General features: G+C 72.7%; 24 protein-coding genes and 1 pseudogene. 11 read left to right on the top strand and 14 right to left on the bottom strand.

Translation table 11 applies throughout. The features are described from left to right. Both ACZ4M5_RS10595 and ACZ4M5_RS10590 read left to right on the top strand, forming a co-directional pair. Positions 1-553, top strand: a pseudogene (locus ACZ4M5_RS10595) (DEAD/DEAH box helicase); the annotation flags it as partial. Between the two features lie 129 nt (positions 554-682). Continuing rightward, entirely contained in the window at positions 683-1,555 is an 873-nt protein-coding gene (locus tag ACZ4M5_RS10590) for an alpha/beta fold hydrolase (protein WP_467735108.1), read from the top strand. 24 nt (positions 1,556-1,579) lie between these two features. Here the strand turns inward: ACZ4M5_RS10590 and ACZ4M5_RS10585 are convergent, their stop codons facing one another. Further along, positions 1,580-2,473: an NYN domain-containing protein gene (locus tag ACZ4M5_RS10585; RefSeq protein WP_467735106.1), complete on the bottom strand. Its 894-nt coding sequence runs from the start codon at positions 2,471-2,473 to the stop codon at positions 1,580-1,582. Positions 2,474-2,677: 204 nt separating this feature from the next. Between ACZ4M5_RS10585 and ACZ4M5_RS10580 the strand changes: the two genes are divergently transcribed. Next, entirely contained in the window at positions 2,678-2,854 is a 177-nt protein-coding gene (locus ACZ4M5_RS10580; RefSeq protein ID WP_451107025.1) for a hypothetical protein, read from the top strand. Between the two features lie 111 nt (positions 2,855-2,965). Here ACZ4M5_RS10580 and ACZ4M5_RS10575 read toward each other — a convergent pair whose 3' ends face one another. The 3 genes from ACZ4M5_RS10575 to ACZ4M5_RS10565 all read right to left on the bottom strand — a co-directional run bounded on the left by ACZ4M5_RS10575 (position 2,966) and on the right by ACZ4M5_RS10565 (position 5,504). Continuing rightward, positions 2,966-3,571, bottom strand: a complete 606-nt coding sequence (locus ACZ4M5_RS10575; protein ID WP_398106680.1) for a MarC family protein — start codon at positions 3,569-3,571, stop codon at positions 2,966-2,968. Between the two features lie 205 nt (positions 3,572-3,776). Next, positions 3,777-4,637, bottom strand: coding sequence for a PHP domain-containing protein (locus tag ACZ4M5_RS10570; protein ID WP_467735103.1), 861 nt, complete (start codon positions 4,635-4,637; stop codon positions 3,777-3,779). 225 nt (positions 4,638-4,862) lie between these two features. After that, positions 4,863-5,504, bottom strand: coding sequence for a DUF6758 family protein (locus ACZ4M5_RS10565; RefSeq protein WP_467735101.1), 642 nt, complete (start codon positions 5,502-5,504; stop codon positions 4,863-4,865). Between the two features lie 159 nt (positions 5,505-5,663). Here ACZ4M5_RS10565 and ACZ4M5_RS10560 point away from each other — a divergent pair, with 159 nt between their 5' ends. Then, complete coding sequence (locus tag ACZ4M5_RS10560) at positions 5,664-6,887, top strand: MFS transporter (protein ID WP_467735099.1); 1,224 nt, start codon at positions 5,664-5,666, stop codon at positions 6,885-6,887. Positions 6,888-6,917: 30 nt separating this feature from the next. On the opposite strand, the gene ACZ4M5_RS10555 is transcribed toward ACZ4M5_RS10560, so the two are convergent. Beyond that, entirely contained in the window at positions 6,918-7,502 is a 585-nt protein-coding gene (locus ACZ4M5_RS10555; protein WP_467735097.1) for a suppressor of fused domain protein, read from the bottom strand. A 487-nt stretch (positions 7,503-7,989) separates the two neighbouring features. Here ACZ4M5_RS10555 and ACZ4M5_RS10550 point away from each other — a divergent pair, with 487 nt between their 5' ends. Continuing rightward, positions 7,990-9,105, top strand: coding sequence for a magnesium and cobalt transport protein CorA (locus ACZ4M5_RS10550; protein WP_467735095.1), 1,116 nt, complete (start codon positions 7,990-7,992; stop codon positions 9,103-9,105). 23 nt (positions 9,106-9,128) lie between these two features. Continuing rightward, a complete protein-coding gene (locus ACZ4M5_RS10545) occupies positions 9,129-9,644 on the top strand; it encodes a hypothetical protein (RefSeq protein ID WP_467735093.1) in 516 nt (171 codons plus the stop codon). A 4-nt stretch (positions 9,645-9,648) separates the two neighbouring features. Here the strand turns inward: ACZ4M5_RS10545 and ACZ4M5_RS10540 are convergent, their stop codons facing one another. Next, positions 9,649-10,404: a hypothetical protein gene (locus tag ACZ4M5_RS10540; protein WP_467735091.1), complete on the bottom strand. Its 756-nt coding sequence runs from the start codon at positions 10,402-10,404 to the stop codon at positions 9,649-9,651. A gap of 225 nt (positions 10,405-10,629) precedes the next feature. Between ACZ4M5_RS10540 and ACZ4M5_RS10535 the strand changes: the two genes are divergently transcribed. Genes ACZ4M5_RS10535 through ACZ4M5_RS10525 form a run of 3 tightly spaced genes read left to right on the top strand, consistent with a single transcriptional unit; the run spans position 10,630 to position 13,676 of the window. After that, positions 10,630-11,913 (top strand): magnesium transporter MgtE N-terminal domain-containing protein, encoded by a 1,284-nt coding sequence (locus ACZ4M5_RS10535; protein ID WP_467735089.1) that lies wholly within the window; start codon positions 10,630-10,632, stop codon positions 11,911-11,913. Continuing rightward, complete coding sequence (locus ACZ4M5_RS10530) at positions 11,903-12,499, top strand: DUF1003 domain-containing protein (protein ID WP_467735087.1); 597 nt, start codon at positions 11,903-11,905, stop codon at positions 12,497-12,499. The genes ACZ4M5_RS10535 and ACZ4M5_RS10530 overlap by 11 nt, the downstream gene beginning before the upstream one ends. Positions 12,500-12,542: 43 nt before the next feature. Continuing rightward, entirely contained in the window at positions 12,543-13,676 is a 1,134-nt protein-coding gene (locus tag ACZ4M5_RS10525; protein WP_467735085.1) for an Mrp/NBP35 family ATP-binding protein, read from the top strand. A 124-nt stretch (positions 13,677-13,800) separates the two neighbouring features. Here the strand turns inward: ACZ4M5_RS10525 and ACZ4M5_RS10520 are convergent, their stop codons facing one another. The 5 genes from ACZ4M5_RS10520 to sigE form a co-directional block, all read right to left on the bottom strand. Next, on the bottom strand, positions 13,801-14,472 hold the full coding sequence (locus ACZ4M5_RS10520) for a hypothetical protein (protein ID WP_467735083.1): 672 nt from the start codon (positions 14,470-14,472) through the stop codon (positions 13,801-13,803). Positions 14,473-14,708: 236 nt separating this feature from the next. After that, on the bottom strand, positions 14,709-15,140 hold the full coding sequence (locus ACZ4M5_RS10515) for a sec-independent translocase (RefSeq protein WP_467735081.1): 432 nt from the start codon (positions 15,138-15,140) through the stop codon (positions 14,709-14,711). Positions 15,141-15,356: 216 nt separating this feature from the next. Further along, the gene (locus ACZ4M5_RS10510; protein WP_467735563.1) at positions 15,357-17,186 is read right to left on the bottom strand and encodes a S1C family serine protease; all 1,830 of its coding nucleotides are present in this window, start codon (positions 17,184-17,186) and stop codon (positions 15,357-15,359) included. A 680-nt stretch (positions 17,187-17,866) separates the two neighbouring features. After that, positions 17,867-18,850, bottom strand: coding sequence for an anti-sigma factor family protein (locus ACZ4M5_RS10505; RefSeq protein ID WP_467735079.1), 984 nt, complete (start codon positions 18,848-18,850; stop codon positions 17,867-17,869). Beyond that, entirely contained in the window at positions 18,847-19,545 is a 699-nt protein-coding gene (gene sigE / locus ACZ4M5_RS10500) for an RNA polymerase sigma factor SigE (protein WP_467735077.1), read from the bottom strand. The genes ACZ4M5_RS10505 and sigE overlap by 4 nt, the downstream gene beginning before the upstream one ends. A 234-nt stretch (positions 19,546-19,779) precedes the next feature. On the opposite strand from sigE, the gene ACZ4M5_RS10495 reads away from it, so the two are divergent. Continuing rightward, positions 19,780-20,478 carry an O-methyltransferase gene (locus tag ACZ4M5_RS10495; RefSeq protein WP_467735561.1) on the top strand — a complete coding sequence of 233 codons (699 nt, stop codon included), beginning with the start codon at positions 19,780-19,782 and terminating at the stop codon, positions 20,476-20,478. 105 nt (positions 20,479-20,583) lie between these two features. On the opposite strand, the gene ACZ4M5_RS10490 is transcribed toward ACZ4M5_RS10495, so the two are convergent. Next, a complete protein-coding gene (locus ACZ4M5_RS10490; protein ID WP_003966491.1) occupies positions 20,584-20,751 on the bottom strand; it encodes a DUF3117 domain-containing protein in 168 nt (55 codons plus the stop codon). Between the two features lie 383 nt (positions 20,752-21,134). Between ACZ4M5_RS10490 and chcB the strand changes: the two genes are divergently transcribed. Then, a complete protein-coding gene (chcB, locus tag ACZ4M5_RS10485) occupies positions 21,135-21,938 on the top strand; it encodes a 2-cyclohexenylcarbonyl CoA isomerase (RefSeq protein ID WP_467735075.1) in 804 nt (267 codons plus the stop codon). 65 nt (positions 21,939-22,003) lie between these two features. Here chcB and ACZ4M5_RS10480 read toward each other — a convergent pair whose 3' ends face one another. Together ACZ4M5_RS10480 and ACZ4M5_RS10475 are read right to left on the bottom strand one after the other, a co-directional pair. Beyond that, complete coding sequence (locus tag ACZ4M5_RS10480) at positions 22,004-22,591, bottom strand: DNA-3-methyladenine glycosylase I (RefSeq protein WP_467735073.1); 588 nt, start codon at positions 22,589-22,591, stop codon at positions 22,004-22,006. Then, positions 22,588-22,977, bottom strand: a complete 390-nt coding sequence (locus ACZ4M5_RS10475) for a DivIVA domain-containing protein (RefSeq protein ID WP_467735071.1) — start codon at positions 22,975-22,977, stop codon at positions 22,588-22,590. The genes ACZ4M5_RS10480 and ACZ4M5_RS10475 overlap by 4 nt, the downstream gene beginning before the upstream one ends. Between the last annotated feature and the right edge of the window lie 117 nt (positions 22,978-23,094).

The following is a 23,094-nucleotide window of genomic DNA, read 5'->3' as shown; positions in this document are numbered from 1 at the left end:
CGACACGGCCGAGGCCACCGAGGCCAAGCCGCGCCGCCGCACCCGCAAGGCCACCGAGACCGCCACCGCCGACATCCCGGCCCAGACGGTCCAGGAGCCCGAGCCCGACGCCGCCGAGGCCAAGCCGCGGCGCACCCGCAAGGCGACGGCCGCCAAGGCCGAGGCAGCGGTCGACACGGCCGAAGCCGTCGAGGCCAAGCCGCGCCGGACGCGGAAGACGGCTGCGACCGTCGAGGGCGCGGACACGGTCACCGAGACCAAGCCCCGCCGCACCCGCAAGGCGGCCACCGCCTTGCAGGACGCTGTCGACACGGCCGAGGCCACCGAGGCCAAGCCGCGCCGCCGCACCCGCAAGGCCACCGAGACCGCCACCGCCGACATCCCGGCCCAGACGGTCCAGGAACCCGAGCCCGACGCCACCGAGGCCAAGCCGCGCCGGACCCGCAAGGCGACGGCCGCCAAGGCCGCCGCGGCGGAGGAGACGGCCGAGGCGAAGCCGAAGGCACGCCGTACCCGCAAGGCCACGGCCACCGCGGAGCCCACGGAGGGCTGACCTCCCGCCCGACGGCCCGGCCCCCGCACCCGGGGGCCGGGCCGTCGGCGTTCCCGCGCCGCTCCGGGGCGCCCGAGGTCACGGACGCCGCGCGATCACCAGGGCGGCGCCACCCGTTACCCTCAGCCCGTGACCAGCCACCCCGCCTTCCCCCCTCCCCCGGGCGCCCGTGCCTACCGTCTGCACACGGACCGCGGGGAGTTCGCCGTCGTCGACTCGTCGCCGGAGGAGGGCAGGGATCTCGCCGGGGTCGTGCTGATGCTGCCCGGGTTCACCGGCAGCAAGGAGGACTTCCGGTTGCTGCACGAGCCGCTCGCGGAGCGCGGGTACCGGCTCGTCGCCGTGGACGGGCGCGGCCAGCACGAGTCGGACGGGCCCGAGAGCGACGAATCGGCCTACGGCCAGCGGGAACTGGCCCGGGACGTGCATGCCCAGGCTGCGGCGCTGGGCGTGCCGGTGCACCTCGTCGGGCACTCGCTGGGCGGGCAGATCGCCCGGGCCGCCGTCCTGCTCGACCACTCCCCCTTCCTGTCCTTCACCTTGATGTCGTCCGGCCCGGCGGAGATCTCCGTCTCCCAGCAGCAACGCGTGAAGCTGCTGCGCGACGCGCTGGCCGTGATGTCGATGGAGGAGGTGTGGGAGGCCATCCGGGCGATGGGCCCGCCGGAGGATGTCGGCGGTCCGGCCCGCGGGTTCGGCGACGAGGAGCAGATGCGCCGGCGCTGGCTGGGCAACAAGCCAGCGCAACTGCTCGCGACCGGACGGCAGTTGTGCAGCGAACCGGACCGCGTGGCCGAACTCGCCGCCGTGCCGCTGCCGATGCACGTCCTGTCCGGCGCGTACGACGACACCTGGCCCGTGCCGGTCCTGGACGACATGGCCGTACGCCTGGGTGCGCACCGCACGGTCGTCGAGGGTGCCGAGCACTCCCCCAACGCCGACCGCCCCCTGCCGACGGCACACGCCCTGGCCGACTTCTGGGACGGCACGCGGCGCGGTTGAGGACCCTGCGCCGCCGGGAGGCGCCTAGTACAGCGTCTGCACGTGGTCCCAGAAGCCGTCGCGCAGGGAGCGACGCAGGTCCGCCTGGCCCCGCAGGGAGTACTGGAGGAGGCCCTCCGCCTCCACGAGCAGGTCCTGGTCCACCGAGCCGGGCAGGTACGGGTGGCCGGGCAGCAGTTCCACCAGCGCGTCCCGGCCGCGGGCGGACAGCCACTTCGCCGCGATCTGCGCACCCACGAACCGCACGTCGTCCCGGGTGGGCCGGCCCGCGGCCGGCTCGTAGGCGGCGGCGGTGCGACGGGAGACGTAGGGCTTGAAGAAGTCGAGGTCGAGGGTGCGCTGGCTGTCGACCTCCCAGAGCAGGGGTTCCGCCTGGTTGCGGCCCTCCGGCGCCTCGATGCCCCACAGGTGGACCCGGGCGCCGTAGCCCTGGGCGGCCTCGACGGCGGAGACCAGGTCCTCGTCGCCGCCGAGGAGGGCCGCGTCGCTGATGGCGCGGTGCCGGGCGAGGGACTCCAGGTCGGTGCGGATCAGGGAGTCGACGCCCTTCTGCTGGTTGTTGGCGTTCAGGTTGCCCAGCCGCACCTTGACGTCCGGCAGCTCGGCGATGGTCTGCTGCTCGGCGGTGTGGATCCGGCGGCGGGCGCCGTCGTACCAGTAGACCCGCAGCAGCCTGCTGTCCGCGAAGACCGTACGGGCCCTGTCGATGAGCGCGTCGATCAGCCCTTCGGCGTCCAGGTCGAAGGCGCGCCGGTCCTCCGTCCCGGAGACCAGGCGGCCGGCGGCCGCGTAGAGGTACCCGGCATCGACGAAGATCGCGTGCGTGGAGGGCGTCTTCGCCACCTCGGCGAGCATGCGCTGCAACAGCTCGTTGGTGCGGTCGATGCGGGCGGTGAGGGCCGCCAGGTCGTCGTTCATCTCCTCCATTGTCCGGGCGGTCACGCTGCGAACACAACCGGTCCCGGTCGGTCCCGTAACGACACTCTTACGACTCAGTAATTAGACGTTCGAAAATTTTCCTTAGCGTAGGGAATGTTTCAGGGCCCCGTCCCCGTTGACCCATACGGAACACCGAGCACCGCAGCCTGGTGGGCCACCACTCAAGTAGTTCTCCTCAGGAGGATGACCAGACGAAGGGAGAAGCCCTTGCGCTTCGAAATCATGCGACTCGACGACGTCGACGGCACACCTGTCGACTCGACCGTTGTGGACGCCGCCTCCGTCAACCACATCGTGCAGCAGGCCGCCGCCATCGGGCAGCGCCTGTGGATACGCCCGGCCGAGACCACGGCCTCATAACGCGCGCAGCGCTTCCATGCTTCGCAGCCCCCGCCCGGCACCGGCCGAGCGGGGGCTGCGCTGTTCCGTGACGGCGGGCACGAGCCGGGTGCCCGCCTCCGCCGGGCCGCCTCAGGCGCCCTGGATCACCTGCGTGACGCCGTTGATGATCTGCTGCACGGCGATCGCGGAGAGCATCATGCCCGCCAGCCGCGTCACCAGGACCACACCGCCGTCCTTGATGATCCGGATGATCACCAGCGAGTAGCGCATGACCAGCCAGAGCACGACGTGGATGGCCAGGATCGCCGACCACACCGACACCTGGGTGGCCACGCTGTCGGCCTTCTGCACGGCCAGGATGACCGACACGATCGCGCCCGGCCCGGCGAGCAGCGGCATGCCGAGCGGCACCAGGGCCACGTTGACGTCCTTGGTCTGCTGCGGCTCGTCGGTCTTGCCGGTGAGCAGGTCGAGCGCGATGAGCAGGAGCAGCAGACCGCCCGCGATCATCAGGGCGGGCACGGAGACATGCAGGTAGTTCAGGATCTGGTGCCCGAGCAGCCCGAACACCGTGATCACCCCGCCGGCGACGCAGACGGCCTGGAAGGCCATCCGCTTCTGCACCTTCCCGGGCCGCCCCGCGGTGAGCGCGAGGAAGATCGGGGTGATGCCCGGCGGGTCCATGATGACGAACAGGGTGAGGAAGAGGGAGCCGAAGACGGCGAGGTCGAACATGAGCGTGATGGCCTTGCGAGTGAGCGGAGGGCGGAGCGGGACGGCGGGCCGCGAGCGACGCGACCGCCGGCGCCACCGCCGTGGGCAGGCGTCCGTCCGGCGCGGAGGTGCAGGGCACCGGCCCGCACGGACGCGGGTGGGGAGGTGACGAGGCCGCGGCGGATCACGCCGTGTGCCCGTCGGGGGAACGGAAGGGGGGAACGCCTCAGACGGTTCCGCCGGCGCCGGGCACCGGGAACGCCCCGAACGCCCGCCGGGTGATCTCCCCGTAGACCTCGGGGTCCGTCGTGTACTCGCCGAGCACGCAGGTCTTCCGGCTGCCGTGGTAGTCCGAGGACCCGGTCACGAGCAGCCCCAGCTCCTTGGCCAGGCCGCGCAGCCGTGCCCGGGTGTCGGCGTCGTGGTCCATGTGGTCGATCTCGATGCCGTCCAGTCCGGCTTCGGCCATCGTCGCGATGGCGGCGTCCGGCACCGTGCGTCCGCGCTTGCTCGCACCGGGGTGGGCGAAGACCGCGACCCCTCCCGCGCCCTTGACCAGCCGGATCGCCTCGAAGGGGTCGGTCTCGTGCTTCTCCACGAAGACCCGGCCGCCGTCGGCCAGCCAGTCCGGGGTGAAGGCGTCGTTGACGGTGGGCACGACACCCAGCTCGACGAGCGCGCTGGCCACGTGCGGCCGTCCGACCGACCCGCCTGCGGCGATGCGTGCCACCTGTTCCCAGGTCACGGGCACGCCCAGGTCCTGGAGCTTGGCGATCATGCCCTGGGCGCGCGGGACCCGATCGTCGCGCACGAGCTCGCGTTCGGCGAGCAGCGCGGGCTCCTCGGGGTCGAAGAGGTAGGCCAGCATATGCATGCTGATGCCGTCGATCCGGCAGGACAGCTCGGCCCCGGTGACCAGGGTCAGCCCCTCCGGCAGGGCGGCGACCGCCTCGGCGTGGCCGCGGGTGGTGTCGTGGTCCGTGAGCGCGACGACGTCCAGGCCGGCGACGGCGGCCTTGCGGACCAGTTCGGCCGGCGTGTCCGTACCGTCGGAGGCCGTGGAGTGGGTGTGCAGATCGATACGCACGACGCTGACTCCCCACGGGACGACGGACACGGACGCTTCAGGATAACCGTCTTTTCAGCCCGCCCTGTCACACCCGCTCGGCGCATGCGCCCCCTACAGGTGCCCTGAGCGGACACGTAGCCCGCCCCGCACACCGACCACCGGCACCGCGCCTCCACGCCCGGCGCCCGCGTGACGACCACCGGCCCCGACGCGGACGCCGGCCCCGTCACGGACGCCGGGCCGCTACGGCCCCAGCAGCCGCGGCGACAGCGCGCCGCACGGCACCAGGTCCACCTCCGCGCCCGCCTCGCGCAGATCCGCCAGCACCAGCTCGTCGTACATGAGCAGGCCCGACTGCTCCGGCCACACCACGGCCCACAGCCACAGCCCGAGGGCCTCGCCGGCGAACACGGCCCGGTCGCCGGGCGCCCCGCTCACGTGCCACAGCGGTGTGGGCCGTCCCGCGGCCAGCACCTTCGCCTGCGCCGGCTTCCCGACGTCCATGAGCGGGCCGGGATCGGGGCCGTCCACGCCGGCATACCGAGCGCCGAGTCCGACGCCGAGCTCCTCCGCGACCAGGATCAGCTCGCCCATTCCGCCCAGGGGCCCGGGTCCGGTGCACGCCACCGCGGTCGCCCGGCCGCCGGTGCGGTCGTCGCCCGCGCAGGCCACTCCGGTGAACAGCCACCCCACGGGCAGCGGCCACGGCATCCACACCGGTACCTGCGTGCGGTGCACCACGACGTTGAGGGCGTCCACGCTCGGCGGTATCACGGGCTGCACCGGATGGACGGTGCCGTGCGCATCGCACTGCCACGACTCGGAGAAGAGGCCGGGAGCCCTGACCCGGCCACCGCACTTCGGGCAACTGGGTTCGCCCCTCATAGGGCCCCACGGTCCTACCCCCGACCCGCCGCGTCAAGGACGATCACCCAACCGGACGGAACGCTTCACCCCGAAACCAGATGTAGCTTGCATTGGTTAGCGTGGCTAACTTAGTGTGTGTATATACCAACTATCTTCGTCTCGGGAACGGGAGCAAGCATGGACCCCTTCGACGCCGGAGCGGGCGGACTCCACAAGCAGCCCAAGTCCGTGTGGGCGACCGCCGGGGCGTCGGTCGTCGCCTTCATGGGCATCGGACTCGTCGACCCGATCCTGCCGTCCATCGCGCAGGGCCTGGACGCCACGGCCAGCCAGGTCTCCCTGCTCTTCACCTCGTACTTCCTGATCACCGCCGTCGCGATGCTGGTGACCGGCTTCGTCTCCAGCCGGATCGGCGGGCGCAAGACCTTGCTGGCCGGCCTGGCACTCGTGGTCGTGTTCGCCGCACTCGCCGGGACCTCGGGCTCGGTGGCCGAACTGGTCGGCTTCCGGGCGGGCTGGGGCCTCGGCAACGCGCTGTTCGTCTCGACGGCCCTCGCGGTCATCGTCGGCGCGGCGGCCGGCGGCAGCGCCGCCGCGATCCTGTTGTACGAGTCGGCCCTCGGCCTCGGCATGGCCTGCGGCCCGCTGCTGGGCGCCCTGCTCGGCGACGCCAGCTGGCGCTACCCGTTCTTCGGCACGGCGTTCCTGATGGCCGTCGGTTTCCTGTGCATCACGGTGTTCCTGAAGGAGCAGCCCAAGCCGGCCCGCAAGACCTCGCTGCTGGACCCGCTCAAGGCCCTCGGTCACGGTGGCCTGGCCTCGGCGGCGGTCTCGGCGTTCTTCTACAACTACACGTTCTTCACCGTGCTGGCCTTCACGCCGTTCGTGCTGAACATGAGCCCCTACCGGTCGGGCGCGGTGTTCTTCGCCTGGGGTGTGCTGCTCGCCGTGTTCTCGGTGATCGTGGCGCCCCGGCTGCAGAAGCGCTTCGGCTCCCTGAAGGTGCTGGGCGGCTCACTGGTGCTGCTCGCGGCCGACGTCCTCGTGCTCGGCTACGGCTCGCACACCACCGCCGTCGTCTGCACCGTCCTGTCCGGTGCCTTCATCGGCGTGAACAACACCGTCTACACCGAACTGGCCCTCGGCGTCTCGGACGCGCCCCGGCCGGTGGCGAGTGCGGGCTACAACTTCGTCCGCTGGTTCGCCGCCGCCGCCGCGCCGTACTTCGCACCGAAGATCGAGGAGTGGACCGACCTGCACATGCCGTTCGTGGTGGCGGCCGTCACCGCGGTCCTCGGCGCCGCCGTGGTGGTCGTACGGCGCAAGGCGCTGACGCATGAGGCCGAGGAGCTCCAGCCCCGGCACGCCACCGAGGACGGGGTCACGGTCTTCGCCAACTGAGGCCCACCGGGTCGGGGTTGGTGAGCTTGCTCACTCCAGCGGCACGGACGTGCGGGACGGGTCCCGCAGGTCCGTGCCGTGGTTCAGCCAGCGCTCCTGCAGCGCCTGCGCCCCGTGCACCCGCTTCCAGGCGGCCTCGTTCGGCGTCATCGGCAGCAGCGGCAGGAACCGGACGGGGTCCAGCGGCTCGTCCAGCTCCAGATCCTCGACCAGGCCGCCCGGTTCGGCGACCAGGACCGAGGTGAAGGGCGCCCCGGGCCACAGCGGGTCACCGACGTCCAGGGACGCGCCGGGAGCCACCACCAGCCCTTCCACCTGCGGCGAGGCGGCCAGCACGGCGAGCGGGCGCAGCACCTTGCCGGTGTCGGCGCGCCCCGGGCGCACCGACAGGACCAGCTCGGCCCGCGGGCCCCGCACCGGATCGGCGACGACCGCCGTGGGGTCCGTCATGGGGTGCGCGGACATGCCGAGCGTGGCGTAGCGGACGACGTCACCCTCCTGGAAGCGGAGCACCTCGATGCGGTCCGTACCGAGGAAGGTGACCGCCGCGCGCGCGTCCGGTTCGCCCAGCGCGGTGCGCAACCGGGCCTCGACCAGAGGAAGAACATCTGCCATGCGGCGAGCATAGAACTCGTCAGTAGCGGGCAAAGCAGCGCCTTGACAGGTGTGTCGGCTGCTACTCTTGCCCGGTGGTTCGGGGCAGCACGCAGATGGGGGTCCCCCCAGGCTCTTAAAGCACTGCGGGACTCGCGGTCAAGCCCCGACGCCGAAGGAACTCCCTTACGAGGGACCGGCCGGAGGAGGTGGGGCTGCAATGGATCGAAGTCGACCGTGCAGTAGCACCACGCTCTCCCGCCGCTGATGTAGCTGCTCCGTCTTCTGGCCGGCTGCCACCTCTCGCACTCGCCTCACGCGGAAGAGCGCTTCGTCTCGCTTTGCCTGATCTGCCTCAGTAGCTGAATCAGTGACGAACTCGCCACCGCGACGGTGCGGTGCTCCCCGCTTTGTGGACGTGCCAAACATCCGCAGTCCTCACGTCTTCATTCCGGGTGGTTCCAGCCGTCGCCGGGCCGTTCGTCGCCCTCCCGCGAAGGAGCCCGCCATGTCGATGATCCGCGACCTGCGCGCCGTTGTCCGTCCCTCCCGCGTGTCGCTGCGCAAGGACGGCGGGACGTACGACAGCACCCGCAGCCCCGCCGCGGCCAGCGCCGTCGTCGACTGCGCCGTCTACCGCGACGGCCGCCGCATCGCGACCGAGACCCCGCTGACCCCGCACGAGGCGGTGCGCCTGGTGCGCCGCGACGGGGGCTTCGTGTGGATCGGGCTGCACGAGCCGACGGAGGACGAATTCTCCGGCATCGCCCGGGAGTTCGGGCTGCACCCGCTGGCCGTGGAGGACGCCGTCCAGGCCCACCAGCGGCCCAAGCTGGAGCGCTACGACGACTCGCTGTTCACGGTGTTCAAGACCATCCACTACGTGGAGCACGACCAACTCGACGCCAACAGCGAGGTCGTCGAGTCCGGCGAGGTCATGTGCTTCACCGGCCGGGACTTCTTCATCACCGTCCGGCACGGCGGCCAGGGCTCCCTGCGGGCGCTGCGCCACCGCCTCCAGGACGACCCCGAACTGCTGGCCAAGGGCCCCTCGGCCGTGCTGCACGCCATCGCCGACCACGTCGTCGACGGATACATCGCCGTCGCCGACGCCGTGCAGGACGACATCGACGAGGTCGAGACCGACGTGTTCTCCCCCGGGCGCAAGGGCACGCCGCGCGGGTCGGACGCCGGCCGGATCTACCAACTCAAGCGCGAGGTGCTGGAGTTCAAGCGGGCCGTGTCCCCGCTGCTGCGGCCCATGCAACTGCTCAGTGAGCGGCCGATGCGGCTGATCGACCCGGACATCCAGAAGTACTTCCGGGACGTCGCCGACCACCTGGCCCGCGTCCAGGAGCAGGTCCTCGGCTTCGACGAGCTGCTCAACTCCATCCTCCAGGCCAACCTGGCGCAGGCGTCCGTCGCGCAGAACGAGGACATGCGCAAGATCACCTCCTGGGCCGCGATCATCGCCGTACCGACCATGGTGTGCGGGGTGTACGGCATGAACTTCGACCACATGCCGGAGCTGCACTGGCGCTACGGCTACCCGGTCATCCTGGGCTTCACGGTGGTGGTCTGCCTCGGCATCCACCGCACCCTGAAGCGCAACGGCTGGCTGTGAGCGGCCTGGATAGGCTGGTGCCCATGACAAGCGAGCTGCTCGGCCAGGCCCTCGTCGAGGAGGCCACCAAGAAGTCCGGCCTCGTCTGGGTCCAGGGCCCGGACGGCCCGGCGCGCGCCCTGTGGCACGTGTGGCACGAGGGCGCCGCCTGCCTGGTCGGCGACGGCCCCGGCGAGCAGCCGCTGCCCGGACTGGCCGACGGGGCCGAGGCCCGGGTGACGGTCCGCAGCAAGGACAAGGGGGGCCGGCTGGTCTCCTGGACCGCCCGGATCGTCCAGCTCCGGCCGGACACCGAGGCGTGGGAGGCCGCCGTCGCCGAGCTGAAGGGCAAGCGGCTGAACGCGCCCGACGGCGAGGCCATGACCGGGCGCTGGGCCCGCGAGTGCCGGGTGCTGCGGCTGGAGCCGACCGGCGCGACGGAACCGCTGCCCGACGGCTCCCTGTCCGAGCCGCCCCTGCCCTCCCCGGCCACCACGCGCCGCCCGGTGCCGGCGGGCCTGCCCCGTCTGCTGCTGAAGAAGAAGCGCAAACGGGCCTGACGGCCTACGAGGCCGGCAGCTGCTTGCCGTAGTCCACCGTCTCGCTCTTGTCCGGCTCCTCCAGCGCGAAGTCCTGCCCCCAGGCGGAGAACGTCAGCGTGCCCGCGCCGCCGGCCCGCTCCAGGCGCAGCGGGTAGGGCCTGCCCTCCAGGGAGACCTCCAGGGTGCCGCCCGAGCCCTTGTCGCCGGTGACCCGGATGGTGCGCACGCCCGACTCCTCGTCGTGGCCGTCCGTGGCGAGCGTGCCGTGCAGGGTCAGCAGACCGTCGAGGAGACCCCCCTTGTCCGTGAACCCCGTGAACTTCTTGTACGAAGGGTCGCCCTGCGGCACCTTCACGAACTTCCCGCCCAGCTTGGAGGCCGCCGCCGCGTCCGACGTACCCCCCTTGCCCTGGCCGCTGCCGTGACTCCAGAACTCCGCGTCCGCCATCACGAAGAGCTGCTCGCCGACGCGCAGCAGCTTGAAGGTCGCCCCCTTGGTGGTCACCGACCCGGTGCCGCCGTCGTCCTTCAGCCGCATGTCGAGCACGTACGTCCGGCCGCCGCTGACGACGTTGCCGTGCACCCGGACCGTCCCGGCGGACTCGGCCGCCGCGCGGGTCTTGGCCTGGATCTTCGCCGCCGGGAGCCGGCCCACGCCGTTGGTGCCCTCGTTGGGGTCCTCCGCGCAGCCGGTGAGCACCGTCCCCGTCACGAGCAGCGCGCACGTGGCGCTCGCGAGTGCGGCACTGCGGTGGCGGCCGTGGCGAATCGGAGTCACAGGTGGGGCTGCCTCTCTGACGGGAGACCTGAACGGCGTACCGCAGGGTACCGGGGACGTGCGGGCAGGTCGGAGCCGGTCCGTCCGGACCGTCCGCCGACGCAACCCCGATCGGGACGGGCTAGCCTGAAGCCCACCCGAGCGGGCAATTCGGAAGAGACAGGCACCAGCACAGCCCCACACACAGGCACCACGAACCACCCCGCACGAAAAGGAGCCGCGGCCATGGCAGCGGGCGCCCCCCGGATCTTCGTATCGCACCTCTCCGGCATCGCCGTGTTCGATCCCGCCGGTGACCAGGTGGGACGGGTGCGCGATCTGGTCGTCATGCTGCGGGTGGGCCAGCGGCCGCCGAGACTGCTCGGCCTGGTCGTCGAACTCGCCACCCGCCGCCGCATCTTCCTGCCGATGACCCGGGTGACCGCCATCCAGTCCGGCCAGGTGATCACCACCGGTGTGCTCAACGTCCGGCGCTTCGAGCAGCGGCCCACCGAGCGGCTGGTGTTCGGCGAGCTGCTGGACCGGCGCGTGACGCTGACCGAGACGGGTGAGGAGGTCACCGTCCTCGACCTGTCCGTGCACCAGCTGCCGGCCCGCCGGGACTGGGAGATCGACCGGGTCTTCGTCCGCAAGGGCAAGCCGGGCGGGGCCTTCCGGCGGGCCAAGGGCGAGGCGCTGACCGTGGAGTGGTCGGCCGTCTCCGGCTTCTCGCTGGAGGAGCAGGGGCAGGGCGCGGAGAGCCTGCTGGCGACGCTGGAGCAGCTGCGCCCCGCCGACCTGGCCAACGTGCTGCACCACCTCTCCTCCAAGCGCCGCGCCGAGGTGGCCGCCGCCCTCGACGACGACCGGCTCGCCGACGTGCTGGAGGAGCTGCCGGAGGACGACCAGATCGAGATCCTCGGCAAGCTGAAGGAGGAGCGGGCCGCCGACGTCCTGGAGGCCATGGACCCGGACGACGCGGCCGACCTGCTGGGCGAGCTGCCGCCGGACGAGCAGGAGCGGCTGCTGAGTCTGATGCAGCCGGGCGACGCGGCCGACATGCGGCGGCTGATGTCGTACGAGGACCGGACGGCGGGCGGTCTGATGACCACCGAGCCGATCGTGCTCCGCCCCGACGCCACCGTCGCGGACGCCCTCGCCCGCGTCCGCAACCCCGACCTGTCCCCCGCGCTGGCCGCCCAGATCTACGTGTGCCGGCCGCCGGACGAGACCCCGACCGGCAAGTACCTGGGCACGGTCCACTTCCAGCGCCTGCTGCGCGAGCCACCGCCGTCCCTGGTCAGTTCCATCGTGGACACCGACCTGCAGCCGCTCGACCCGCAGGCGGGCCTGCCCGCCATCGCCGGGTTCTTCGCCACGTACGACATGGTCGCCGCCCCCGTCGTGGACGAGGCGGGGTCGCTGCTGGGCGCGGTGACCGTGGACGACGTGCTCGACCACATGCTCCCGGACGACTGGCGGGAGCAGGAGTTCCACCTGGACGAGGAGGTGGCGACCGATGGCTCCTGAGCGCGACACCGCACGCGACCGCACCCCCGCGGGCGCCACCGCCGCCTCCCGGCCGCGCACCCGCCTGGACCAGCCGCTGCCCCGCAGGCGCCGCTTCCTGCCCGAGTACGACCCGGAGGCCTTCGGACGGCTGTCGGAGCGGATCGCGCGCTTCCTGGGCACCGGGCGGTTCATCGTCTGGATGACGGTCGTCATCATCCTGTGGGTGGTGTGGAACGTCTTCGCGCCGGGTCAGCTGCGCTTCGACGAGTACCCGTTCATCTTCCTGACGCTGATGCTCTCCCTCCAGGCCTCCTACGCCGCCCCGCTGATCCTGCTCGCGCAGAACCGGCAGGACGACCGCGACCGGGTCAACCTGGAGCAGGACCGCAAGCAGAACGAGCGGTCCATCGCCGACACCGAGTACCTGACGCGGGAGATCGCCGCCCTGCGCATCGGCCTCGGCGAGGTCGCCACCCGCGACTGGATCCGCTCCGAGCTGCAGGACATGGTCAAGGAGCTGGAGGAGCGGCAGAACGGCCACCGTCGCGACCCCGTCGTATTCCCGGCGGAACGGTCACGGGGACGTGACGCAGACGACCGCTGAGACGCTTTCCTACGCACCGGTACAGCGCCGTACCATCGACCCTATGGCTATGGAAGACGCGGTGCGCGAGGCACTGGCGACGGTGAACGACCCCGAGATCCACAAGCCCATCACCGAGCTCGGGATGGTCAAGTCGGTCGAGATCGGCGCGGACGGGGCGGTCGCGGTCACCGTGTACCTCACGGTCTCGGGCTGCCCGATGCGGGACACGATCACGCAGCGCGTGACCGACGCGGTCTCCGCGGTCGAGGGCGTCACCCGCGTCGACGTCACGCTCGACGTGATGAGCGACGAGCAGCGCAAGGAGCTGGCGTCCGCCCTGCGCGGCGGCCAGACCGAGCGCGAGGTCCCCTTCGCCAAGCCGGGCAGCCTCACCCGCGTCTACGCGGTCGCCTCCGGCAAGGGCGGCGTCGGCAAGTCCTCGGTGACGGTCAACCTGGCGACGGCGATGGCCGCCGACGGCCTGAAGGTCGGTGTCGTGGACGCCGACATCTACGGCCACTCCGTGCCGCGCATGCTGGGCGCGGACGGCAGTCCGACCCAGGTCGAGAACATGATCATGCCGCCGTCCGCGCACGGCGTGAAGGTCATCTCCATCGGCATGTTCACCCCGGGCAACGCCCCGGTCGTCTGGCGCGGCCCGATGCTGCACCGCGCCCTCCAGCAGTTCCTCGCGGACGTGTACTGGGGCGACCTGGACGTCCTGCTGCTGGACCTGCCGCCCGGCACCGGTGACATCGCGATCTCCGTGGCCCAGCTGGTCCCGAACGCCGAGATCCTCGTCGTGACGACCCCGCAGCAGGCCGCCGCCGAGGTCGCCGAGCGCGCGGGTTCCATCGCCGTGCAGACCCACCAGAAGATCGTCGGCGTGGTCGAGAACATGTCGGGGCTGCCCTGCCCGCACTGCGACGAGATGGTCGACGTGTTCGGCACGGGCGGCGGCCAGATGGTGGCCGACGGCCTGACGCGTACGACCGGCGCGACCGTCCCGGTCCTCGGCAGCATCCCGATCGACGTGCGTCTGCGCGAGGGCGGCGACGAGGGCAAGCCGGTCGTGCTGACGGACCCGGACTCCCCGGCGGGCTCGGCCCTGCGCGCGATCGCGGGCAAGCTGGGCGGCCGCCAGCGAGGCCTGTCGGGCCTGTCGCTCGGTATCACTCCGCGGAACAAGTTCTGAACCGCCTCGGGGGCGCGGGGAACCGCGCGACGAGCCACGAGGCACCCGCGGTCGCCCGCTGACAGCAGTCCTACGGCGAGGGGGCGCCGAAAACCCGGCGCCCCCAGCTCGCTCGTGCGCGAACTCACGCGTACGCGGCGATGTCCTTCACCACGGCGAAGCCGAGCCCGTACGCGCTCATGCCCCTGCCGTACGCCCCGACGTGCACCCCGGCCGCGGTGGACCCGGCGAGTACCCAGCCGAACTCCGACTCGCGGTAGTGGAACGCCGTCGGCACCCCGTCGACGGGCAGCGACAGCGTCGACCAGTCGGACCCGTCGAGGTCGTCGGCCAGCACCCACGCCGTCTCGGTCTGCTGCTCAAGCCAGTCGTCCCGCAGGGCGTGGTCCATCTGCCCGGGCCAGGTGAAGGACAGCAGGCCCACACCCGCGAGCCAGGCCGCGGACGACACCGACGTGGCCTCGAGCATGCCCGTGCCGTCGGCCGTGCGACGCTGGGGATTGGCCGCCACGGTCACCACGACCGCGAACTTCTCCTTGGACTCCTGATCGCCCCCGGCGGCGTGCTCGTTGCGCACCGTGGGCTCGTCACCGTGTCCGATCGATCCGTGCTCCACGGCTCCGTCGGCCGTGGTTCCGACCTGCATCAGCCAGCGCGGTCCCGTGAAGGCCTCGTCGAGGCCGTACCACGGGAAGGGCGCACGCAGGTAGCCGTCGACCGTGCGCCGTGCGAAGGGGGCCTGTTGTCCGCCCTCCGCGGCCGGCGCCTGCGCGACTGCCCGACTCGTCGTCTCCATGTGCCCGGACGCCTCCTCGCTCTCGTCGGGCCGGTGGGCCCGCCCCCCTCGGGTGGCGCCGCTGGTCCGTGTGCGGCCACCCGTCAACTGGGCAGCATAGCCACACCGCCGCGAGCAGCAGGGAAAGCGCCCGGCGCGTGAGCCGCACGGGCGCCCGGATCAGGCCGTACTCGCCCCGACCGGAGTATGAGACGCGTCACTCGCGCCGGGTGCGCGCCTCCCGGCCGGTCACTCGCTCAGGTGGCGTCCGCGTCGAAGGGCGGACGGTCGTCCCGGCCCGGTGTCTCGGGCTTCTTCGTCATGTCGATCCGGCCGCCGGACGAGCCGGACGAGGACGCGTCGGACTCACGGCTGTGGACGGCGTCGGTGACCTCGGCCATCTCCTTCTTCAGGTCGAAGCCGTTGCGGATCTCCTTGAGCCCGAGGTCCTCGTTGTCCAGCTGCTTGCGGAGGAACGTCTTGGGATTGAGGTCCTCGAACTCGAAGTCCTTGAACTCCGGGCCCAGTTCCTCCCGGATGTCGTTCTTGGCGCTCTCCGAGAACTCACGGATCTTCCGGATCGTGCGCGTCACGTCCTGGATGACCTTGGGGAGCTTGTCCGGACCGAAGACGAGCACGGCAAGGACGATGAGCGTCACCAGCTCGAGTGGTCCTATGTCATTGAACACCTGAAGCTCCTAGCGATGTCCTCGGTCCTCGGCCCTCGTGGTCGGTGCGGTCCTGCCGTGGTCCGGGCCGGATCCACGGTACCCGCCCATCCCGTCCGACCGGTACCGTCCCGGGATCTCCGGGTGTGCGCGGTGGGAGCGCTTCCCCGATGGTTCGCCTCACCGGCCCCTCCCGGGGGCCGCCGGGTCGGCTGCGCGCATCCGGCACGTCATCCCTCAGCCGCCGGACGATCCGAGGACCAGGGAGACCGTCCGCTCCTTGCCGCCCCGCTCCACGGTGAGTTCCAGCCGGTCGCCCGGGCGGTGCGCCCGGGTCTTCACGATCAGTTCCTCCCCGGAGTGGACCCGCAGGCCGTCGACCTCGGTGATGACGTCCCCCGCCTTGATGCCGGCCTCGGCGCCGGGGCCGCCCCTGGTGACGGGCGGCCCGCCCTCGCCGCCCTCGGTGGCGACCCGGGCGCCGTCGCCCGAGTAGTCCATGTCGAGGGTGATGCCGATGACCGGGTGGGTCGCCTTGCCGGTGTTGATCAGTTCCTCGGCGACGCGCTTGCCCTGGTTGATCGGTATGGCGAAGCCCAGGCCTATCGAGCCGGCCTGCCCGCTGCTGTCCGGGCCGGAGCCGCTCTCCGCCGAGCGGATGGCCGAGTTGATGCCGATGACCCGGGCCTTGGCGTCGAGGAGGGGCCCGCCGGAGTTGCCGGGGTTGATGGGCGCGTCGGTCTGCAGCGCGTCGACGTACGACACGTCGCTGCCGTCGCCCTTCTCGCCGCCGGCGGTGATGGGCCGCTGCTTGGCGCTGATGATGCCGGAGGTGACCGTGCCGGCCAGGTCGAAGGGCGCGCCGATGGCCACGACCGGGTCGCCGACCCGCACGTTGTCCGAGTTGCCGAGGGGCAGGGGGGTGAGGCCGCGCACGCCCTTCACCTTCACGACGGCGAGGTCGTAGCCGCTGTCCCGGCCGATCACCTCGGCCCGGGCGGTCTGTCCGCCGTCGAAGGTGACGGTGATGTCCCCGCCCGATCCGGCGGGCTGGACGACGTGGTTGTTGGTGAGGATGTGGCCGCGGGTGTCGAGCACGAACCCGGTGCCCGTGCCCTGCTCGCCGGAGCCGCTCACATGCAGGGTGACCACGCTGGGCAGCGCCCGGCCGGCGATCCCGGCGACCGTGCCGGCGCCCCGCCCGGCGGGCTCCTTGCCGGCCTGCGGCAACTCGACGGCGCCGACGCCGCCGTTGCGTTCCAGGTACGTCCCCACGGCGCCCCCGATGCCGCCGGACACCAGCGCGATCACCAGACCGGCGACGAGCAGCGATCTCCGGCCTTTCCTGCGCCGCTGCCCCGTGCTCGGCACGGCGGCGCCGGTCTGCTGGAGCGGGCCGTGACTGCCGCCGGGGGCCGCCCAGGGGTCGTAGCGCCCCCAGGGGTCGGGAGCGGTCGGCGCGGCCGGGCCCTGGGCGCCGGGCGAGGCCGGCGGCGCAGCGGGCGCGGGGCCGCCGGGAGGCGGCGCCTGGGCGGGCACCGGCGCGACGGCGGGCGGGGTAGGGGTGGGCGGGGCCTGCGCGGGCAGCGGGTCGACGGCCGGGGACGTGGACCCGGGCGCCGTCACCGCTGGCACACCGTGGGACGCCGCCACGGGGGCCGCCGCAGCCGGGTGGGCCGGGGCGGCCGGGTGGGCCGGGGCGGCCGGGGCCGGGTGCGCCGGGGCCGCCGCGGCCGGGTGCGCCGGGGCCGCCGCGGCCGGGTGCGCCGGGGCCGCCGCGGCCGGGTGCGCCGGGCCCGCCGTGGCGGCCGGGTGCGCCGGGGCCGCCGCGGCCGAGTGCGCCGGGGCCGCCGTGGCCGGGTGGGCCGCCGCGGCCGGGTGCGCCGGGGCCGCCGCGGCCGAGTGCGCCGGGGCCGCCGCAGCCGAGTGCGCCGGGGCCGCCGCAGCCGAGTGCGCCGGGGCCGCCGCAGCCGAGTGCGCCGGGGCCGCCGCAGCCGAGTGCGCCGGGGCCGCCGTGGCCGGGTGCGTCGGGGCCGCCGTGGCCGGGGCCGCCGTGGGGTGCTGCACGGGCGGGGCGGGCGCCCAGGGCCCCGGGTGGCCGTAGGGCGGGGTGCTGTAAGGGTCGGGGTCGTGCAGGGGCTGAGAACCGCTCACAGCGGGCCCGGAGACCGAGGGCGCGGGTACGGTCGGCGCGGCTGGGCCGGGATCGCCGTGCGGGGCGTCGCCGTCCTCGTCGGCGGCGGCCGACGTGTCCGGCTCCTCGGCCCTGTCGTCGGCCGACGCACGCGGTGCCACGACGGGGGCCTCGGGGCTCCGCAGCTCGTAGTCGCCGTCGCCCTGGTCGCCCTGGTCGCCCCGGTCGTGGGGGTTGTTCTCGTTGTTCGGTCCGTGCTCGTCGTCGCCGGCGGGCCGGGCCGCGGGCCGGGCGAGTTCGAAGTCCCCGTCGGGGTCGGTGGGCGTCCGGTCGGCGGCGTCCGTCGGGGCCGGCTGCGGTGGCCGGCCGGTGCCGCTCTGGTCCGTCGCCTGCCCTGGGATTGCGTCCTGCGGCTCACCTGCGGGTTCCTGCGCCCGTGGCCTGCCCCACCACTTCGCCTTCGTGGGCTTCCCCTCGTCCATGCTCTCCCCACAGCCGCGGCACGGCCCGTCCCGGTGGCCGCAGTTCGTCGAATCGGCGCCCGGCCCCTGTCTGGGCCGCGGGCGGCACCCCCCGGATTCAATCAGGTCCCCGCCCACGGCGCAGGGACCGGTCAGCGTGCCGTGCGGGACGAGGGCGCCGGGGAAGGGGTGGCGCCGGGACCGGTCAGAGGTACCGCGAGCAGCGGCGCCGTGATCTCGGGGACCGCGGACCACGAGGTCAGCGCGGCCGGTGTGGCCGCCTCCAGCGGGCGTATCAGCGGCGACACGACCGCGGCACCGGCCATGACCGGGGCGGCCAGCGCGTGCACGGCCTGGTGGGGGGCGGAGGGCGAAGGCACACCGGGCAGCAGGGGTGCGGCCACCGCGGTCGGGGCGACCGGGGAGTGACCCAGCACGTTCTGCGTGAGCAGCGGGACGGCGGCGCGGCGCCGCTGGGCATCGGGGGCGGTCGCGGCGCCCGTGCCCTGCGTGCGCATCGGCGTCACGTTGCTCCCCGTGCCGGAGCCGCCGCGGGCCTCGCTGTCGACCGGGGTGCCCGCGTTGACACCGCCGAGCGCGATCGCGGCCAGGGACACCGCGCCGGCCGCCACGAAGGCGAACCGCAGCCGCGAGGAGGACCGGTCCGTGTCGGGCCGGTGCACGTCGTGGATCCGGAAGCCCCGGCTTCCCGAGGGGAGGCCGCGCTGGTCGGACGGCAGGGCGGGCACGTGCTCCCGGGACGGGGCGTAGCCGAGGTCGAAGCCGCCGCGCTTCATGCCGAAGACACCGGACGACGCGAACCGTCCGGACACATCGGGCAGCCCTCCCCCGCCCGGCGGTGTGGTCTCACCGTCCGGGCCGCCACCCGCGGGTAGTCCCTGCAGGCGGGCCAGGAAGCTCTCGGAGGGAGGCGGGGGTGCCGCCTCCGCGAAGACGTTCTTCAGCCGGCGCTGGGCGTCCACCTCCGCCTTGCACTTCGGGCAGGTGGCCACGTGCGCCAGTACGCGCTCGCGCGCGTCATGACCGAGCTCACCGTCCACCAGGGCGGAGAGTCGGTCTCCCAGGTGCTGCTCTGCGAGGCGTCCCTCGGAAGCCTCCGGTCGTGTTCCGCTCACGCGCTCGCGCCCCCTCCTCCCAGGGCGGGGACACGGGGCCCGAAGGAGCGGCGCTCGGCGCGCGCCTCCGGCGAGCGGTGCGCGAGGGCCTTGCGCAGCTGGGAGCGGCCGCGGTGGATGCGCGAACGGACGGTGCCGAGCTTCACCCCGAGGGTCGCGGCGATCTCCTCGTACGACAGCCCTTCGATGTCGCACAGGACGACCGCGGCGCGGAACTCGGGGGCCAGGGTGTCGAGCGCCTGCTGGACGTCCGCGTCGAAGTGCGCGTCGTTGAAGACCTGCTGGGGCGTGGGCTCCTTGCTGGCCAGCCGCTCGGCCGCGTCGTCGCCGAGCGCGTCGAAGCGGATGCGCTGCTTGCGACGGACCATGTCCAGGAACAGGTTGGTGGTGATGCGGTGCAGCCAGCCCTCGAAGGTGCCGGGCGTGTAGGTCGACAGGGAGCGGAAGACGCGGACGAAGACCTCCTGCGTGAGGTCCTCCGCGTCGTGCTGGTTACCGGTCAGACGGTAGGCGAGCCGGTAGACCCGGCCGCTGTGCGTGCTGACGATCTCCTCCCAGGTGGGCGGAGTCCACGCCTGCCCGTCCGCGTCGCTGGTGAAGGTCGCGGTCTGGGTGAAGCCGGCGTGGCTCTGGTCAGCAACGGTGTCGTTCACAGATGTCGGCCTGCCCGCCGATCCGAGGAAGCGCCTGAGCACCCCTGCGCGATCAACAGACGCAGCCGCACCTCCCCTGTCAGCTCTGGTGGTGTCCAGTGGAGCCCCTACCATAGCCACCTCGCCCGTTAGGACCGGATAAGCGGTTTTACGAGAAATTGATGTGGGTCGATACGCCTCGTACTGCTGCGTCGGGACTTGCTCGCCGTCCTGTTCCACCGTCCGCCCCCCGTCACGGCCCACGCCTGTCGCTCATCCCCTTAAACGACCGGTCCCATCTGCGGGTTCCCGCACCCAACGGATACAGTCACGCCCAGGCATTCACGGGGACAGGAGAGGGTCATTACCGGCAACCGGCAGACGAGCTGGGCGTTCGCCGACGCCTATGTCGCCGAGGACGAAGCGCTGCTGTGGGCCCGGGACCGGGCCCGTGAGGCAGGGCTGCGCTCGGTGACGCCCGGCACGGGCGCCGCGCTGCGCTTGCTGGCCGCCTCCGTCGACGCCAAGGCCGTCGCGGAGATCGGGACCGGCTGCGGGGTCTCCGGGATCCACCTCCTGCACGGTATGCGGCCGGACGGCGTGCTGACGACCGTCGATCCGGAGCCGGAGCACCAGCAGTTCGCCCGCCAGGCGTTCCGCGCCTGCGGCTTCGCCAGCAACCGGGCGCGCTTCATCCCGGGCCGCGCCCTGGACGTGCTTCCGCGCCTCGCGGACGCCGGCTACGACCTGGTCTTCTGCGACGGCGACCGCCTCGAGGTCATGGACTACCTCGCTGAATCGTTGCGGCTCCTGCGCACCGGCGGACTGGTCGTCTTCGAAGGCGCGTTCGCCAACGGACGGACCGTGGACTCCGGCCCGCAGCCCACCGAGGTGCTGCGGCTGCGGGAGCTGCTGCGCGCGGTGCGCGAGAGCCAGGAGCTGGTGCCGTCGCTGCTGCCGGTGGGCGACGGCCTGCTGTGCGCGGTGAAGCGCTAGCGGATCACCGCGGCCGCCCTGACGGGCGGCGCCGGAGCGGGAAGACAACCGCCCCGGCACCTCAGGTGAGGCCGGGGCGGTTGAAAGGGTATGGTCGCTTGCGCGTCAGCCGACGACCTTCTTGAGGGCGTCGCCCAGCGCGTCGGCCTCGTCCGGGGTCAGCTCGACGACGAGCCGACCGCCGCCTTCGAGCGGAACGCGCATGACGATGCCCCGCCCCTCCTTGGTCACCTCGAGCGGGCCATCACCCGTCCGCGGCTTCATGGCCGCCATGCTCGTTCCCCTTCCTGAAACCCAGCTCATCGTCAAAGCCGACGCCCTGAGAAGGGCACACGTGCGGCCCTTGTGGCAGGACACGCGACACCGGCATCGAACACATTGCTTCCCAGCCATTATCCCGCATCCCAGGACCCGATGACCAACATCGGTAGGCATCGCTTGGGCAACGCACGCGAGCAAAACCACTCAATTCGGCGGTGAGGCTGCGATACTCCGCCACCACACGCGCATCAGGCGAACGGATCCGGACGAGAATTCTTTGACGCAGGTCACACGTCCGGTCCGGTCTTCCGCCGGTGATCTCCGTCATGCTGTCCTGCAGACCCGGGACGTACCGGCCGGTACGTCCCCGATCCGCGACACGGAGGGGATACGCCATGGCCGACGCCGTGCTCTACGAGGTGAGCGACGGGCTCGCGACGATCACGCTCAACCGCCCGGAGGCGATGAACGCGCTGAACGTGGCGGCCAAGGTGGCCCTGCGGGAGGCGGTCGAGTCCGCGGCGGGTGACGCCTCCGTGCGGGCGGTGCTGCTGACCGCCGCCGGTGACCGGGCGTTCTGCGTGGGCCAGGACCTGAAGGAGCACATCGGTCTGCTGGTCCAGGACCGGGAGAGCGGGTCGGGGCAGACCATGAGCACGGTCCGGGAGCACTACAACCCCATCGTGCGGGCCCTGGCCGGGGCGAGGAAGCCGGTCGTCGCCGCGGTGAACGGGGTGGCGGCCGGGGCGGGCTTCGGCTTCGCCCTCGCGGCGGACTACCGGATCGTGGCGGACACGGCCTCGTTCAACACCTCGTTCGCGGGGGTGGCGCTGACGGCCGACTCGGGCATCTCCTGGACGCTGCCGCGGGTGATCGGCCCCGGCCGCGCCGCCGACCTGCTGCTCTTCCCGCGCAGCATCAGCGCGCAGGAGGCGTACGAACTGGGTGTGGTCAACCGGCTGGTGCCGGCCGGGGAGCTGCGCGCGGAGGCCGAGAAGGTGGCGCGGGCGCTGGCCGAGGGGCCGACGGTGGCGTACGCGGCGCTGAAGGAGTCGGTGGCCTACGGGCTGACGCACTCGCTGGAGGAGACGCTGGAGAAGGAGGACGAGCTGCAGACCCGGGCGGGCTCCTCCGAGGACCACGCGATCGCCGTCCAGGCCTTCGTCGACAAGGAGAAGCCGAAGTACCTGGGCCGGTGATTCCGGGGCGGTAGCGCCGTCGAGGGCCGCGGGCGCGTGGGGCTGGCCGCGCAGTCCCCGCGCCCCTACGGGGCGCTTCTGGCGACGCACAGCTCCAGGTGATCGTCCACCAGGCCGCACGCCTGCATCAGGGCGTACGCCGTCGTCGGGCCGACGAAGCGCAGGCCCCGCTTCTTCAGCGCCTTGGACAGGGCCGTCGACTCGGGGGTGACCGGCGGGACGTCGGACAGGGCCCTGGGGGCGGGGCGGGCGGCCGGGTCGGGGGCGTGGGACCAGATCAGCTCGTCCAGCTCGCCGGGGGACCACTCGGCGAGGACGCGGGCGTTGGCCATCGTCGCGTCGATCTTCGCGCGGTTGCGGATGATGCCGGCGTCCGCCATCAGGCGCTCGCGGTCCTCGTCCGTGAAGGCGGCCACCGAGGCGATCTCGAAACCGGCGAAGGCGGCGCGGAAGCCGGGACGGCGGCGCAGGATCGTGATCCACGACAGGCCGGACTGGAACGCCTCCAGGCACAGCCGCTCGAAGAGCGCGTCGTCGCCGTGGACGGGGCGGCCCCACTCCTCGTCGTGGTAGGCGATGTACTCCGGGGCGGACAGGGCCCAGGGGCAGCGCAGCGCGCCGTCCGGGCCGGCGAGCGCGGCACCCGTGCTCACGAGCGGTCCTCCTGACCGGGGGCGGGCTTGTCCAGCGGGACGTGGTGGCCGCCGGTGCCGTGCACCGGGCCGTGGGCCGCGGCCGAGCGGGCACCCGCCAGGGCCGACTCCAGATCCGCGATGCGGGCGTCGCGCTCGGCCAGCTCCGCGCCCAGACGGCTCAGGGCGTCGTCCACGTCGGCCATCCGGTAGCCGCGGGCGGCCAGCGGGAAGCGCAGGCGCTCCACGTCGGCGCGTTCGACCGGGCGGTCCGGGGGCAGCGGGTCGCGCAGCCGCTCGGGGGTCGCCTCCGGCAGCGGGCCGTTCTCGCCGCCGCCCACCACGGCGAGGGTCACGGCGGCGACCACGACGGCGAGCGCGACGACCAGGAAAAGGAACATAACCATCGCGGGCCCCCACGGTCGCATGGAACTTGAGTCTTCTCGGACGGACGGTGTCAGGGTCCGATCGTGCCATGCGCGGGTGACGGTTAGGGTCGCAGGCGGCGGAAGAGGGGCACCTAC

The sequence above is a fragment of the Streptomyces sp. NPDC026246 genome (assembly GCF_055567995.1).
This window is presented reverse-complemented; position numbering and strand designations above follow the sequence as displayed.

Bases quoted from the DNA above. Each gene is read 5' to 3' on its own strand.
- ACZ4M5_RS10535 (WP_467735089.1), top strand. From the start codon at position 10,630: ATGGCAGCGGGCGCCCCCCGGATCTTCGTATCGCACCTCTCCGGCATC.
- ACZ4M5_RS10575 (WP_398106680.1), bottom strand. From the start codon at position 3,571: ATGTTCGACCTCGCCGTCTTCGGCTCCCTCTTCCTCACCCTGTTCGTC.
- ACZ4M5_RS10560 (WP_467735099.1), top strand. From the start codon at position 5,664: ATGGACCCCTTCGACGCCGGAGCGGGCGGACTCCACAAGCAGCCCAAG.
- ACZ4M5_RS10530 (WP_467735087.1), top strand. From the start codon at position 11,903: ATGGCTCCTGAGCGCGACACCGCACGCGACCGCACCCCCGCGGGCGCC.
- ACZ4M5_RS10580 (WP_451107025.1), top strand. From the start codon at position 2,678: ATGACCAGACGAAGGGAGAAGCCCTTGCGCTTCGAAATCATGCGACTC.
- ACZ4M5_RS10525 (WP_467735085.1), top strand. From the start codon at position 12,543: ATGGCTATGGAAGACGCGGTGCGCGAGGCACTGGCGACGGTGAACGAC.
- ACZ4M5_RS10585 (WP_467735106.1), bottom strand. From the start codon at position 2,473: ATGAACGACGACCTGGCGGCCCTCACCGCCCGCATCGACCGCACCAAC.
- ACZ4M5_RS10555 (WP_467735097.1), bottom strand. From the start codon at position 7,502: ATGGCAGATGTTCTTCCTCTGGTCGAGGCCCGGTTGCGCACCGCGCTG.
- ACZ4M5_RS10490 (WP_003966491.1), bottom strand. From the start codon at position 20,751: ATGGCGGCCATGAAGCCGCGGACGGGTGATGGCCCGCTCGAGGTGACC.
- ACZ4M5_RS10545 (WP_467735093.1), top strand. From the start codon at position 9,129: ATGACAAGCGAGCTGCTCGGCCAGGCCCTCGTCGAGGAGGCCACCAAG.
- ACZ4M5_RS10475 (WP_467735071.1), bottom strand. From the start codon at position 22,977: ATGGTTATGTTCCTTTTCCTGGTCGTCGCGCTCGCCGTCGTGGTCGCC.
- ACZ4M5_RS10565 (WP_467735101.1), bottom strand. From the start codon at position 5,504: ATGAGGGGCGAACCCAGTTGCCCGAAGTGCGGTGGCCGGGTCAGGGCT.
- chcB (WP_467735075.1), top strand. From the start codon at position 21,135: ATGGCCGACGCCGTGCTCTACGAGGTGAGCGACGGGCTCGCGACGATC.
- ACZ4M5_RS10550 (WP_467735095.1), top strand. From the start codon at position 7,990: ATGTCGATGATCCGCGACCTGCGCGCCGTTGTCCGTCCCTCCCGCGTG.
- ACZ4M5_RS10520 (WP_467735083.1), bottom strand. From the start codon at position 14,472: ATGGAGACGACGAGTCGGGCAGTCGCGCAGGCGCCGGCCGCGGAGGGC.